Annotated in this window: 11 protein-coding genes and 3 tRNA genes; 8 read left to right on the top strand and 6 right to left on the bottom strand. The window is 70.7% G+C overall.

Going from position 1 to position 13,628, the window contains the following annotated elements:
- Positions 1 to 55 precede the first annotated feature (55 nt).
- From purL to purS, 3 genes are read right to left on the bottom strand one after another with little or no spacing between them, the layout of a single operon-like run.
- A complete protein-coding gene (purL, locus tag OG226_RS26585; protein ID WP_329350229.1) occupies positions 56 to 2,314 on the bottom strand; it encodes a phosphoribosylformylglycinamidine synthase subunit PurL in 2,259 nt (752 codons plus the stop codon).
- Entirely contained in the window at positions 2,311 to 2,991 is a 681-nt protein-coding gene (gene purQ, locus OG226_RS26580; RefSeq protein WP_329350228.1) for a phosphoribosylformylglycinamidine synthase subunit PurQ, read from the bottom strand. Before purQ ends, purL begins: the two co-directional genes overlap by 4 nt.
- Entirely contained in the window at positions 2,988 to 3,251 is a 264-nt protein-coding gene (gene purS, locus OG226_RS26575; protein WP_015659417.1) for a phosphoribosylformylglycinamidine synthase subunit PurS, read from the bottom strand. The genes purQ and purS overlap by 4 nt, the downstream gene beginning before the upstream one ends.
- A gap of 382 nt (positions 3,252 to 3,633) precedes the next feature.
- Here purS and OG226_RS26570 point away from each other — a divergent pair, with 382 nt between their 5' ends.
- The 8 genes from OG226_RS26570 to OG226_RS26535 all read left to right on the top strand — a co-directional run bounded on the left by OG226_RS26570 (position 3,634) and on the right by OG226_RS26535 (position 8,749).
- Entirely contained in the window at positions 3,634 to 3,951 is a 318-nt protein-coding gene (locus OG226_RS26570; protein WP_019073805.1) for a histone-like nucleoid-structuring protein Lsr2, read from the top strand.
- A gap of 137 nt (positions 3,952 to 4,088) precedes the next feature.
- A tRNA-Gly gene (locus OG226_RS26565) sits at positions 4,089 to 4,160 on the top strand.
- 83 nt (positions 4,161 to 4,243) lie between these two features.
- A tRNA-Gly gene (locus OG226_RS26560) sits at positions 4,244 to 4,319 on the top strand.
- 140 nt (positions 4,320 to 4,459) lie between these two features.
- Positions 4,460 to 5,410, top strand: a complete 951-nt coding sequence (locus OG226_RS26555; protein WP_329350227.1) for an ABC transporter ATP-binding protein — start codon at positions 4,460 to 4,462, stop codon at positions 5,408 to 5,410.
- Positions 5,407 to 6,213: an ABC transporter permease gene (locus OG226_RS26550; RefSeq protein WP_328681811.1), complete on the top strand. Its 807-nt coding sequence runs from the start codon at positions 5,407 to 5,409 to the stop codon at positions 6,211 to 6,213. Before OG226_RS26555 ends, OG226_RS26550 begins: the two co-directional genes overlap by 4 nt.
- Positions 6,195 to 7,544 carry a sensor histidine kinase gene (locus tag OG226_RS26545; RefSeq protein ID WP_443044797.1) on the top strand — a complete coding sequence of 450 codons (1,350 nt, stop codon included), beginning with the start codon at positions 6,195 to 6,197 and terminating at the stop codon, positions 7,542 to 7,544. The genes OG226_RS26550 and OG226_RS26545 overlap by 19 nt, the downstream gene beginning before the upstream one ends.
- Before the next feature lie 488 nt (positions 7,545 to 8,032).
- A complete protein-coding gene (locus OG226_RS26540; protein WP_328681809.1) occupies positions 8,033 to 8,650 on the top strand; it encodes a response regulator transcription factor in 618 nt (205 codons plus the stop codon).
- Positions 8,651 to 8,673: 23 nt separating this feature from the next.
- Positions 8,674 to 8,749: transfer RNA gene (locus OG226_RS26535), tRNA-Gly, on the top strand.
- A gap of 43 nt (positions 8,750 to 8,792) precedes the next feature.
- On the opposite strand, the gene OG226_RS26530 is transcribed toward OG226_RS26535, so the two are convergent.
- The 3 genes from OG226_RS26530 to OG226_RS26520 all read right to left on the bottom strand — a co-directional run bounded on the left by OG226_RS26530 (position 8,793) and on the right by OG226_RS26520 (position 13,392).
- Positions 8,793 to 9,692, bottom strand: coding sequence for a phosphoribosylaminoimidazolesuccinocarboxamide synthase (locus OG226_RS26530; protein WP_329350226.1), 900 nt, complete (start codon positions 9,690 to 9,692; stop codon positions 8,793 to 8,795).
- Positions 9,693 to 9,762: 70 nt separating this feature from the next.
- Complete coding sequence (locus OG226_RS26525) at positions 9,763 to 11,274, bottom strand: N,N-dimethylformamidase beta subunit family domain-containing protein (protein ID WP_329350225.1); 1,512 nt, start codon at positions 11,272 to 11,274, stop codon at positions 9,763 to 9,765.
- Between the two features lie 186 nt (positions 11,275 to 11,460).
- Positions 11,461 to 13,392, bottom strand: a complete 1,932-nt coding sequence (locus OG226_RS26520; RefSeq protein ID WP_329353524.1) for a hypothetical protein — start codon at positions 13,390 to 13,392, stop codon at positions 11,461 to 11,463.
- Positions 13,393 to 13,628: the final 236 nt, after the last annotated feature.

Here is a 13,628-nt window from a genome sequence, read left to right as displayed (position 1 = left end):
GTTCGCGGGACGGTCGGCGTGACCGTCCCACGAACGCCCTTTCCGCGCTTGGGTGTTACGCCAGCAGCGCCGGAATCGTTCCCTCGTGCGCCTCGCGCAGTTCCTCCAGGGAGAGCGCGAACTCGCCCTGGACGTCCACCGAGTCGCCGTCGACGACACCGATGCGCGTGACCGGGAGGCCCCGCGCCCCGCACATGTCGTTGAAGCGGAGTTCCTCCGAGCGCGGGATCGCCACGACCGCGCGGCCCGCCGATTCCGAGAAGAGGAAGGTGAACGCGTCGAGGCCGTCGGGGACGATCAGGCGTGCGCCCTTCTCGCCCAACAGGGCCGATTCCACTACCGCTTGGATCAGACCGCCGTCGGACAGGTCGTGCGCCGAGTCGATCATGCCGTCGCGGGACGCGGAGATCAGGATCTCGGCCAGCAGCCGTTCCCGCTCCAGGTCGACCTTGGGGGGCAGGCCGCCGAGGTGGTCGTGGACGACCTGCGACCAGGCCGAGCCCCCGAACTCCTCACGCGTGTCGCCGAGGAGGTAGAGGAGCTGGCCTTCCTCCTGGAAAGCCACCGGCGTGCGGCGTGCCACGTCGTCGATGACGCCCAGGACCGCCACCACCGGGGTCGGGTGGATCGCCACGTCGCCCGTCTGGTTGTAGAGGGAGACGTTGCCGCCCGTCACCGGCGTGCCCAACTGCTGGCAGGCGTCGGCCAGTCCACGGATCGCCTCCGCGAACTGCCACATCACCGCCGGGTCCTCGGGCGAACCGAAGTTCAGGCAGTCGGAGACCGCGAGGGGCTTCGCACCCGTCGTGGCCACGTTGCGGTAGGCCTCCGAGAGCGCCAACTGCGCACCCGCGTACGGGTCCAGCTTCGCGTACCGGCCGTTGCCGTCCGTCGCGATGGCGACCCCGAGGCCGGTCTCCTCGTCGATGCGGATCATGCCCGAGTCCTCGGGCTGCGCCAGCACCGTGTTGCCCTGCACGAAGTGGTCGTACTGCGACGTGATCCACTTCTTGGACGCCTGGTTCGGGGACGACACCAGGGCCAGGACCTGGGCCTTCAGTTCCTCCGAAGTCCCGGGCCGGGCAAGCTTGTTGGCGTCGTCCGCCTGGAGCGCGTCCTGCCAGGACGGGCGGGCGTACGGGCGCTCGTAGACCGGGCCGTCGTGCGCGACCGTGCGCGGGTCGACGTCCACGATCTTGCCGCCGTGCCAGAAGATCTCCAGGCGGTCGCCGTCGGTCACCTCACCGATGACCGTGGCGATGACGTCCCACTTCTCGCAGATCTCCAGGAAGCGGTCGACCTTCGACGGCTCCACGACCGCGCACATCCGCTCCTGCGACTCGCTCATGAGGATTTCCTCGGGCGAGAGCGTGGAGTCGCGGAGGGGGACGTCGTCGAGCGTCACCGTCATGCCACCGGAGCCGTTCGACGCCAACTCGCTTGTGGCGCAGGAGAGTCCGGCCGCGCCGAGGTCCTGGATGCCGACGACCAGCTTCTCCTTGAATGCCTCCAGGGTGCACTCGATGAGGAGCTTCTCCTGGAAGGGGTCGCCGACCTGGACGGCGGGGCGCTTCGACGGCTTGGCGTCGTCGAAGGTCTCGCTGGCCAGGATCGACGCGCCGCCGATGCCGTCGCCGCCCGTGCGGGCGCCGTAGAGGATGACCTTGTTGCCGGTGCCGGAGGCCTTCGCGAGGTGGATGTCCTCGTGCCGCATGACGCCGATGGCGCCCGCGTTGACCAACGGGTTGCCCTGGTAGCAGGCGTCGAAGACGACCTCGCCACCGATGTTCGGGAGGCCCAGGCAGTTGCCGTAGCCGCCGATGCCCGCGACGACGCCCGGGAGGACGCGCTTGGTGTCGGGGTGGTCGGCCGCGCCGAAGCGCAGGGGGTCCACGACCGCTACCGGGCGGGCGCCCATCGCGATGATGTCGCGCACGATGCCGCCGACGCCCGTGGCCGCGCCCTGGTAGGGCTCGACGTAGGACGGGTGGTTGTGCGACTCGACCTTGAAGGTGACCGCGTAACCCTGACCGACGTCGACGACGCCCGCGTTCTCGCCGATGCCGACGAGCAGGGCGTCGGACTGCGGGGCCTTCTCGCCGAACTGGCGGAGGTGGACCTTCGAGGACTTGTAGCTGCAGTGCTCGGACCACATGACGGAGTACATGGCGAGCTCGGCGCCGGTGGGCCGGCGGCCGAGGATCTCCACGACCTTCTCGTACTCGTCCTTCTTCAGGCCGAGTTCGGCCCAGGGCAGCTCGACGTCGGGGGTCTCGGCCGCGTGCTCGACCGTGTCCAGAGGCGTCCGGCTCATGCGTTGACCAGCTTCTTGAGGATCGAGGTGAAGAAGGGGAGGCCGTCGGTGCGACCGGACCCGACGAGCATCTCGACGGCGTGCTCCGGGTGCGGCATGAGGCCTACGACGTTCCCGGCGGCGTTCGTGATGCCCGCGATGTCGCGCAGCGAACCGTTCGGGTTGACGTCGAGGTACCGGAAGACGACTCGGCCCTCCGCCTCCAGCTCGTCGAGCGTGTGCTCGTCGGCGACGTAGCGGCCGTCCATGTTCTTCAGCGGGATGTGGATCTCCTGGCCGGACACGTAGTCGCTGGTCCAGGCGGTGTCCGCGTTCTCCACCCGCAGTTTCTGGTCACGGCAGATGAAGTGCAGGTGGTTGTTGCCGAGCATCGCGCCGGGGAGGAGGTGCGCCTCGGTGAGGATCTGGAAGCCGTTGCAGATACCGAGGACGGGGAGTCCCGACTTCGCCTGCTCGATGACCGTCTCCATCACCGGCGAGAAACGGGAGATGGCACCAGCGCGCAGATAGTCGCCGTAGGAAAAACCGCCCGGGAGGACGACCGCGTCGACCTGGTGGAGGTTCTTGTCCTTGTGCCAGAGGCCTACCGGTTCGGCGCCGGCGAGACGGATCGCGCGCTGGGTGTCGCGGTCGTCGAGGCTGCCGGGGAAAGTGACGACGCCAATACGAGCGGTCACTTGGCGGCCTCCGCCACTTCTTCCACCTTGACGGTGAAGTCCTCGATCACCGTGTTGGCGAGGAAGGATTCCGCAAGATCGTGGATGCGGGCGAGCGCGGCCTCGTCGACCGGGCCGTCAACTTCCAGTTCGAATCGCTTTCCCTGACGTACGTCGGAGATGCCTTCGAAACCCAGGCGTGGCAGCGCACGCTGGACCGCCTGGCCCTGGGGGTCGAGGATCTCCGGCTTGAGCATGACGTCGACTACGACGCGTGCCACTGGCACTCCCGGTGTTGTGGTGCTGAGCGTGTTCCTGCGGGTCTTCGACAGGTGACTTCAGACTACCCGTACAAAATTTCTACGCGAGTAGAGTTGTAGGAATCTACGTGAGGACCATCACGATCCGGTGTCGGGCGGGGGTCTTCACGAAAAGTTCAGGGAAAGATCCCGGATCGATCCCGGTTCCCTATTGCGCGGAGACACGCGGGAAGATTTAGTCGGGCTTCACATTGCATTGCCGGGCACTGTACAAATGAATTGGCAATAGCCGATACTTTGCCCAATAACAGGCGGACAGTCGACATCTCCGCACCTCCGTGACGTCTCCGTGCGTCCCCGCGGATAGTGCGGTTTCCGGTGTCGCACGAAGGGACCGATATTCGTGGCGCAGAAGGTCGTGGTCACTCTCTTTGACGACATCGACGGCTCGGAAGCGGCGGAAACGATCGCCTTCGGGCTCGACGGCAAGTCGTACGAGATCGACCTGAATCAAGCCAATGCCAAGAAACTGCGTAAGGCGCTCGCGCCCTACGTGGACGCCGGCCGCAAGCGGTCGAGGTCCGGCAAGGCCTACCGCCAGACCGAGGTCGCCCCCGACCCGGCGGCCGTCCGGGCCTGGGCCCAGGCGAACAAGATGGACGTGCCGGCGCGCGGACGCATCCCCAAGAAGGTCTACGAGGCGTTCGCCGCCGCCCAGTGAGCGGCCCCGGATGAGTTGGGCCGACGGCCGGTCACCGGCCCCTCGGGGCAACCGACTTGCGCTGCACCCCTCCTGGTCAGCTAGAGTTCGGAGCACGCCGAGGGGCGAGGCCGAAAGGCCCAGCTCACGGAGTACACGCGGGTGTAGTTCAGTAGCAGAACATCCCCCTTCCAGGGGGAAGGCGCAGTGTGCAATTCCTGTCACCCGCTCTGCAGCATCACCGTTCGGACCACTGTTGTGGATCGGGTAGGGTGGTGCTCGCGCCGACCGGTGAAAGCCGATCGGATGCAATGCGGACGTAGCTCAGTTGGTAGAGCGCAACCTTGCCAAGGTTGAGGTCGCCAGTTCGAACCTGGTCGTCCGCTCCAGCGAAAAACCCCGGTCCGGTGGACCGGGGTTTTTGCTGTGCCCGATGCGCGTCAACAGATCGTCCCCGTCTGACATTTGTCATGCCGAGTGATGACACCGCGCACTGCTGCCGGGCCTCCGCCGCGGCGACGCTGAAGTCATGGACACCAACGAACACGAACACGTGATTGAGGTCACTGACCTACGCCGTGTGTACGGGGGCGGGTTCGAGGCTGTGCGGGGGATCACGTTCTCCGTGCGGCGCGGCGAGGTCTTCGCGCTCCTGGGCACCAATGGCGCGGGCAAGACGTCCACGGTCGAACTTCTGGAGGGCCTCGCGCCGGCGTCCGGCGGGCAGGTGCGCGTCCTCGGCCACGATCCCTACAGCGAGCGGGCCGCCGTACGACCGCGGACCGGGGTGATGTTGCAGGAGGGCGGGTTTCCGTCCGAGCTGACCGTCGCCGAGACCGCGCGGATGTGGGCGGGCTGTACGAGCGGGGCGCGGCCCGAGGCGGAGGCGCTCGCGCTGGTCGGGCTCGCGCGGCGGGCGGACGTACGGGTGAAGCAGTTGTCCGGGGGTGAACGGCGGCGGCTCGATCTCGCGCTCGCGCTGCTCGGGTCACCCGAGGTGCTGTTCCTCGACGAGCCGACGACCGGGCTTGACGCCGAAGGGCGGCAGGACACCTGGGAGTTGGTGCGGGCGCTGCGCGACGGCGGGACGACCGTGCTGCTCACCACGCACTACTTGGAGGAGGCGGAGGGGCTCGCCGACCGGCTCGCGATCCTCAGCGAGGGGCGGATCGCGGTCACCGGGACGCCGGCCGAGGTGACGGCGGGGCGGCCGTCGCGGATCTCGTTCGAGCTGCCCTCGGGCTATTTCGTGGGGGACCTGCCGCCGCTCGGCCCGCTGGGGGTCGCCCGGCACGAGGTCGTGGGGAGGGTCGTACGGCTGGAGACGCAGGAGTTGCAGCGGGCGGCCACCGGGCTGTTGGTGTGGGCCGAGCGGGCGGGGATCGAACTGCGGCGGCTTGAGGTGCGGTCGGCTTCGCTGGAAGAGGCGTTCCTGGGAATCGCTCGGGAGCACGGGCATGAGCAGGAGGTGACGGTATGAGTGCGACGACTTCCACGACGGCCACTACGAGGGCCGCTACGACTACTCCGGTACGGCGGTTGCGGGCGCTCGGGCGGGCCGAGCTGGCGTTGCTGGGGCGGAATCGGAGTGCGGTCGTCACGGCGCTGCTCGTGCCGTTGGCGCTGCCGTTCAGTGTGCGGCCGGCCGTCGACCAGATGGATCTCAAGGGGGAGGGGCTGTCGGTCGGGGCGGTGATGCTCACGGCCGCGATCGGGTTCTCGTTGCTCTTCGCCGTGTACTCGTCGCTGGTGAGTGCCTTCGTCTCGCGGCGGGAGGAACTGGTCCTCAAGCGGTTGCGCACCGGGGAGCTGGGCGACTCCGAGATCCTCGCGGGGACCGCGCTGCCGGCGGTGTGCGTCGGGTTCGCGCAGTCCGTGCTGCTGGCGGTGGCGTGCGTGCTGCTGCTCGACGCGGGGGCGCCCGCGATGCCCCAACTCGTCGTCCTGGGGCTGCTGTTCGGGCTGTTCCTGTCCGCCGCGCTGGCCGCCCTGACGGCGACGATCACCAGGACGGCGGAGAGCGCACAGGTGACCGCGTTGCCGGTGCTGTTCGCGTCCATGCTCGGTTCCGGGATCATCATCCCGCTCCAACTCCTCCCCGACCGGATCGCGGACGTCTGCCAATTCCTCCCGCTGTCCCCCGCGATCCGGCTGATCAGCGGCGGCTGGAACGGCGACCTGTCCGGCTACGACGCGCTGGGCGCCGTCCTGATCGCGCTGGCCTGGACCGTCCTCGCGGTGTTTGCTGTACGGCGGTGGTTCCGGTGGGAGCCGCGGCGCTGAAGTACGCGGAGCACGGCGAGCACGGGGAGCACCGAGAGATGCGGACACCGGGAGGATCGGGCGAAGGCTCGGGGGGCTGGTGGGGGCGGAAGAGCACGCCCGGGAAGGTCGAGACGTACACCCGTTGGTCCTTCCACTTCTTCGCCGTGATCGAGGTCGGCGCGATCGGGCTGCCGCTGTTCGCGCAGGTCGGGGTGGGTACCGCGACCTGGATGGCGGCGGTCGTGACCGTGCACGCGCTGATCTGCTCCGCGACCGCGTCCCGGGCGCTCGACTGGACGCGCGGCCGGCGGGCGCAGCCCCTACGGCTGCTGTGGTTCCTCGGGGCGGTGACCGCGCTGATCGCCGTCACCGCGCTCGTCCTGCGGGAGCGGGGTCCCGATGACGACCATGTGCGGGCCGCCGCGAGCACGCTCTTCGTGGGGGTGCTGGGCTTCGGCGCCGGGACGTTGACGCTGGGGGTGCGGGGTCGGCGGCAGGTGCTCGGGGTGGTGGCGGGTGCGGTCGGCGGGGCGCTGGTCGCGCAGCTCCCGCTCGGGGTGGCCGCGCCGGCCGCGCTCGGCACCGGGTTGGCCGTCCTCTTCACCGCGGGAGGTCTCGCCTTCACCGCGGCCTTCTCCGTCTGGCTCCTCGACGCCGTCTACGAACTCGACGAGGCCCGCGAGACCCGGGCCCGCCTCGCCGTCGCCGAGGAACGGCTCCGGTTCGGGCGCGACCTGCACGACGTCATGGGCCGCAACCTGTCGGTGATCGCGCTGAAGAGCGAACTGGCTGTGCAACTCGCCCGGCGCGGGCGCACCGAGGCCGTGGAGCAGATGATCGAGGTCCAGCGGATCGCCCGCGAGTCCCAACGGGAGGTGCGCGATGTCGTACGGGGCTACCGCGAGGCCGACCTCCGCCTCGAACTGGCCGGTGCGCAGGGCGTGTTGGCGGCGGCAGGCATCGAATGCGAGGTGACCGGCGACGCGGCGGGGCTGCCGGTCGAGGTGCAGTCGGCGCTCGGGTGGGTGGTCCGCGAGGCGACGACCAATGTGCTGCGGCATGGGGATGCGGGGCGGTGCGTGGTGGGGGTGCGGGTGGAGGAGGGGCGGGTTGTGCTGACTGTCGAGAACGACGGGGCGAAGGTGGTGGGGGGAGGCGAAGTCGGCGCCGGTGACGACGATGGGGGTGGCGGCAAGGGCGGATCCGGGCTGGTCGGGCTCCGGGAGCGGCTGACCGCGGTCGGGGGCGAGTTGGAGGCCGGGGCTGTGGACGGCGACCGGTTCCGGGTGGTGGCCACGGTGCCGTTGGCCGGGGCCGCGGGGACAGGGACGGGAGGCTCGACCTCATGACCGGGCGCGTCGTACACCCTCGGGCCGGCGTGAGAGCCGGGGGTGTTTCATGACCGGGCGCGTCGTACGCCCTCCGGCCGCCGTGGGAGCCGGGAGTGCCCTATGGCCGGGCGCGTCATACGCCCTCCAGCCGCCGTGAGAACCGGGAGTGCCCTATGGCCGGGCGCGTCATACGGCCCCCGACTGCCATGAGCCGGGGTTCCTCATGACCGGCCCCGTTGTACATCCGCATCCCGTCGTGACCCGGGGCGAGCGCCTCGTGAGCAGCCGTGTCGTACGCCCGCTGGCAGGCGTGAGCGGGGGCGCCTCATGACCGCGCGTCCCATCCGCCCCCGCCCACCGCCAGCTGGGGAAGTCACCCCCTGCCCACCGCGAGTCGAGGAAGTCGCCTCGTGATCACCCACCCCGAACGCCCACCGCCACTGCCGGCCGTGCGCAAGGGCACCCCATTGACCGCCCACCCCGTCCGCCCTCACCAGGAGCGCCCCATGACCACCCCCGTCGTAAGACTCCTGCTCGCCGATGACGAGCACCTCATTCGGGGGGCGCTCGCCGCGTTGCTCGGGCTGGAGGATGACCTTGTGGTGGTGGCCGAGGCTGCTACCGGGCCTGAGGCGTTGGCCATGGCTCGGGCTCATGAGCCGGATGTGGCTGTGCTGGATCTTCAGATGCCGGGGGCGGACGGTGTGAAGGTGGCCACATCGTTGCGGGCCGAGTTGCCGGGGTGTCGGGTGTTGATCGTGACGGGGCACGGGCGGCCGGGGCATCTCAAGCGGGCGCTCGCCGCGGGGGTGCGGGGGTTCGTGCCCAAGACCGTCAGTGCGCAGCGGCTTGCCGAGATCATTCGTACCGTGCATGCCGGAAATCGTTATGTCGACCCCGAGTTGGCCGCGGACGCGATCTCCGCCGGGGACTCGCCGCTGACCGCCCGTGAGGCCGAGGTGCTGGAGCTGGCCGCCGACGGTGCGCCGGTCGCGGAGATCGCCGAGCGGGCCGCGCTCTCGCAGGGGACCGTACGGAACTATCTCTCGTCCGCCGTCTCGAAACTCGGGGCCGAGAACCGTCATGCGGCAGTGCGTCTCGCACGCGAGCGAGGTTGGGTATAGTTGCTCTCGCGCCACGGCGCAGCGCGGACGTAGCTCAGTTGGTAGAGCGCAACCTTGCCAAGGTTGAGGTCGCCAGTTCGAACCTGGTCGTCCGCTCCAAGCAAAAACCCCGGTCCGGGTGGACCGGGGTTTTTCGTACCCTCTAGGCCCAGTTCAGGCCCGTGAGGCGCTCGTACGCCTCGATGTACTTCGCGCGCGTCGCGTCCACCACCTGCTGCGGAAGCGCCGGCGGCGGCTGCTCGCTCCTGCGGTCCCAGCCCGACTCCGGGCCGGTCAGCCAGTCGCGCACGAACTGCTTGTCGTACGACGGCTGCGCGTGGCCCGGCTCCCAGGTCTCGGCCGGCCAGAAGCGGGACGAGTCCGGGGTGAGGACCTCGTCGGCCGCGATCAGCGTCTCGCCGTCGAAGCCGAACTCGAACTTCGTGTCCGCGAGGATGATCCCCCGCTCGCGCGCGATGTCCCGGGCCCGGCCGTAGACCGCGAGGGTCGCCTGGCGCAGCTGCGCGGCGGTGTCGGCGCCGACCTGCCGGGCGACCTCCTCGTACGACACGTTCTCGTCGTGCTCCCCTACGGCGGCCTTCGTGGCCGGGGTGAAGATCGGCGCCGGGAGTTCGCTGCCGTCGACCAGACCCTCGGGGAGGGCGAGGCCGCAGACCGTGCGGGACTTGTCGTACTCCAGCAGGCCCGAGCCGGTGAGGTAGCCGCGGGCCACGCACTCCACCGGGACCATCTGGAGGGACTTGCAGATCAGCGTGCGGCCCGCCCAGTCGGCGGGGGCGCCGGGCGGGAGGTCGGTGCCGAGGACGTGGTTGGGGATCAGGTCGGCGAGCTGGTCGAACCACCAGAGGGAGAGCTGGGTGAGGACGCGGCCCTTGTCGGGGATCTCCGTGGGCAGTACCCAGTCGTAGGCGGAGATGCGGTCGCTGGCGACCATCACGAGGTCGCCCGCCTCGTTCTGGTACAGCTCGCGCACCTTGCCGGTGTGGAGGTGCGTCAGGCCCGGAACCTGGAGCGGCTCGGGCTTTTCTACGAATCCGGACACGGGTTCCTCCAGTGGGTCTCTCCAACTGGCTCGATTGTCCCGTATGCGGGACCGGCCCCTGGTCGCGGGGTTAGTCGTGCTTGCAGATGCGGTCCAGGAGGTTGGCCGTGGCGCGCTGGACCCGGGCGTCCACGTGGCCGGGGCGGTCCAGGGCCGGTGACCAGGCGAAGGTGCCGGAGGCGAAGACGAGGGAGCCGGACGGCGCCCGGTACAGGGACGTCTCCTGGTGGCGGAGGGCGCCCTCGCCGTCCGCGTACGGGGAGTGGGCGAGCAGGATGCGCTCCTCGTGCGGCGGGAGCTGGGTGCGCGGGAAGTACCGGTCGGCCTCGCCCGCGACCAGGCCCTCGATCGGGTCGCCCTCGCCGGCGCCGGCCGCCTCCCACAGCCAGTGGTCGGCGTTGCGGACGATCAGGGGGGACGGCTCGGGCACCCGGCCCGCGTACTGGATGCCCACCAACTGCTGCTCGGGGCGGTCGACTTCACGCCACAGCACCGGCTTGCCCGGACCCCGGCGCTTGCGGCAGGTGAGGAGGCGGTCCGGGACGCCGGACGGGGAGGGCCCCAACTCCACTTGCCAGTACATGGTGTTGGCGGAGAGGAAGACGAGGGACGTGCCGTGGTCGCGGGCACGCTCGACGGTACGGCGCATCTGTGTCGACCAGTACTCGTCGTGGCCCGGGAAGACCAACCCCCGGTAGCGGGTGGGGTCGACGCGTCCTGAGTGCAGGTCGCGGGCGTCGGCGTAGGCGAGGTCGTAGCCGTAGCGCTCCGCCCAGCGGATGAAGTCGTAGGCGTGGCCCACATGGAGGGGCAGGCCCGCGCCCGCGTACGGGCGGTCGAAGGAGACCGTCGTCGCGGCCTCGGACTCGCCGAGGAGGCGGCCGTGGTCGTCCCAGGCGTGGTAGAGGCTCGCGCCGGTGTGGCCGTCCTCCGGGTAGAGGTTGTAGGCCTGCCAGGTGATGTCGGGCAGGAGGAGGAGCAGGTCGGCGGGGTGGTTGTCGCGGACCGTGAACGGGATGTGCGAGCGGTATCCGTCGGCGGTGGTGAGGACGGCGACGTACGCGCCGATGCTCCAGTAGCTCGGGATCTGCAGCCGCCAGGACAGCCACCAGTGGTGGCAGGAGACCGTGCGGTCGGCGGTGAGCGGCGGGGGCTGCACGATGCCCGAGAGCCGGGGGCTGGTGGTGATCTTCGCGGCGCCGTCACCGCCGTAGTGGCCGATGCGGTAGATGTCCACCGCGAACTCCTGGGGCGGGTCGACCGTGACGTGGAAGTCGAGCGCCTCGCCGGGTGCGACCGCGCTGGCCGAGGTGAACCCCTTGATCTGGCGGCGGACGTCGTCGGCCGAGCGCGGACCGCCGCCCTCGGACGCACGCGGGGCGGGGAGCGTGGGAACGTTCCTGCCGGAGGTGCGGGGGGCGTGGGCCGGGGTCGGGTCCACGTACCAGGGGACGACGTGGCCGGTGTCGTCGAAGTAGGTCTCGCTGCCCCGGAGCCAGGGGACGGGGCCCTGCCCGAAGGGGTCCGTGACGGCGTGCGCCAGCGCTCCGGACTCCCAGCGGCGGATCTGCTCCGACCCCATGGTCGCTCCCCTCCCTCGTGCCCCCGTGGTGTTGCTTCGTCCAACTGTCGTATGCCGTAAGCCTTTGCCACGTACGGGACGGCATACGGGATCGGTCCCAGCACATCACATTAAGCACGCACCCTGTCACTGGTCGTTGCCAATTGACCAAAAGTGGAAGTGCGGATTCCGCCGAGGTTCGGGGATTCAGACGAGGCGTACCGGTTTCTCCGGGCGTATGCCCAGGTCGATCAGCCACGCGCGCAGCGGGGCCGGGTCGCCGTCCTCCACGAGGCTGAGCACCCTCGGGGCGAGGTCGGCCGCCCGTTCGCCGTTCACCAGCAGCGTCGGGCCGTCGAGCCAGTCCAGGCCGGGCAGCGCGCCGGCCGTGTCCATCGCGGCGCAGCACACCATCGCCGTGACGTGATCGGCGAGCAACTCCCGCCCGGTGCGCGGCGGTTGGAGCGGGAAGAGCGGGAGCGCGGTGTCGTCCCAGAGCCCGGTGTCGGGGCCCTGCCCGGGCGGGGCCGAACTCGGCGGCGGGGTCGCGGCCTCCTCGCGCGCCAACTCCGCGGTGAGTCCGGCGGCGAGGGCCGCGCTGTGCGGCGATCCGCTCTCGCCGAGCTCCTCGTCGTCGGCCGCCATCGCCTTGTAGGGCTCGGGCTCCGGGTGCGAGTGGGGGTCGGGGTCGGGGTCGGGGTCGGGTTTCAACTCCGGCTCCGGGGCTGCCAGTTGTGCGGGGGTGGACGGTTCGCCAAGGGTGGCGTCCGGCGCATACGGATCTACGGCGTCGGCCTCCCCGTACCGGTCGTCCGCGTACCGCTCGTCCGTACGGCCGTCCGGTGCCGTCGGGTCCGTCAGGTGGTCCACCACGCGGGCCAGGGTCGGGGCGTCGTGGTGGGGCGGGGTCGGGTCGGGGGCGCGGCGGACGCCGAGGGTGTCCAGGACGCGGTGGAGGCGGGCCGCGTCGGTGCGCCATTTGCGGTCGACGACCTCCTCCGGGTACTCCTGCCAGCTCACCGGCGCCCAGTCGGGACCGGTCTCGGCGGGGCCCCCGTGGAAGAGGCGGGCGGCGAGGAGCGAGGTCGCCTCGTCGATCGTGCCGGGCTCTTCGAGCAGGTCGCAGGCGGGGCGCTCGCCGAGCCGCGAGGCAAAGCCCTCGGCTGCCAGTCGGTCACGGCGGGACAGCTCCGTGAGCGCCGCCACGACGCCCGCGTCCAGCCGGGACGGCCAGCGGCCCATCCGCCACGCGGGCAGCGCGACCCGGGTCAGCAGTCGGTCCCAGCCCGCGTACGCCAGGCCCACCTGTTCCTGCGCGACGATCCGCAGGCCGTAGTCCACAGCCTGTGCGCGCTCGGCGGCAGCGGCGGCCACGCCCCGCTCCATCTCGGCCGCGTGCCCCCGGCAACTGCGCAGCAGCAGCCGGGCGACCCAGCCGACCCCGGCGAGCACCGAACGGAACACGGGACCGCGCGGTGCCGAGGTCACGGCCACCGCCGCGTCCAGGCCCCGTACGAAACGGCGGGCCGCGGCTATGTCCGGGTGCGCCGAGGGTCCCGTACCGGCGACGACCGGCGCGAGCACCGCGCGCAGCTCACCCACCCGCATCCACCACAGGAACGGCGAGCCGATGACGAGGACGGGCGAGGCGGCCGTACGACGGGAACGCGTCGGGGTGAGGCCGCGTACGCCGGTGATCTCGTCGCGGTTCTCCTGCGGGGGCGGGCCGTGGGACGGGTGGGTGCGGTCCTCCAGCCAGCTGTCGCAGTCCGGGGTGAGCGCTATCGCGGACGGCGCGGGGACGTCGAGGCGGTCGGCCAGGTCGCGCACCAGGCGATACAGGTCGGGGGCCGATTCCTCGGCGATCGCGACCGTAGGACTCACGGCCGGGCGGGCCCGCGCGACGACCAGCGCGATGGCGCCGGCGGCGAGCAGCACGACGACCGCGGCCACGCCCATGATCCAGCGGGAGAGGTCCCAGCCCCGGCCCACGAGATGGCCGGTGGAACCGCCCGCGAGCAGGATCACCGCGACGGCGGCGGGCAACAGGGCGACGGCCAGCGCCCGGCTGCGGATCCGCAGCACGGCCAAGGCCCGGGAACGCGCCGCCTGCGCGCCCGCCTCCACACCCACACCCATACCGGTCACGACCGGACCTCGCCCCCTCCGTGCTGTCCCGTTCCGCTGGCGTTGCTCACTCCCCCACTGTGGCACCCGCCACTGACATCGCAATGCCGGTGGGCCAAGTGCCGGAACGCTTGCGCCGCACCATAGTTGGGGCCCCGGCCCCCGTCAGCCGGTTGGGGGCATCGGTCACTCGATGGAATGGCTCAGGGGAAAGGTGGATGACAGAGGGCAAGGATCAGGCCCCGAAT

Source organism: Streptomyces sp. NBC_01261 (assembly GCF_036226385.1).
In the GTDB taxonomy this organism is placed as follows: Bacteria; Actinomycetota; Actinomycetes; order Streptomycetales; family Streptomycetaceae; genus Streptomyces.
The sequence above is the reverse complement of the archived record's forward strand: the minus strand, read 5'-3'. Positions and strand labels throughout refer to the sequence as shown.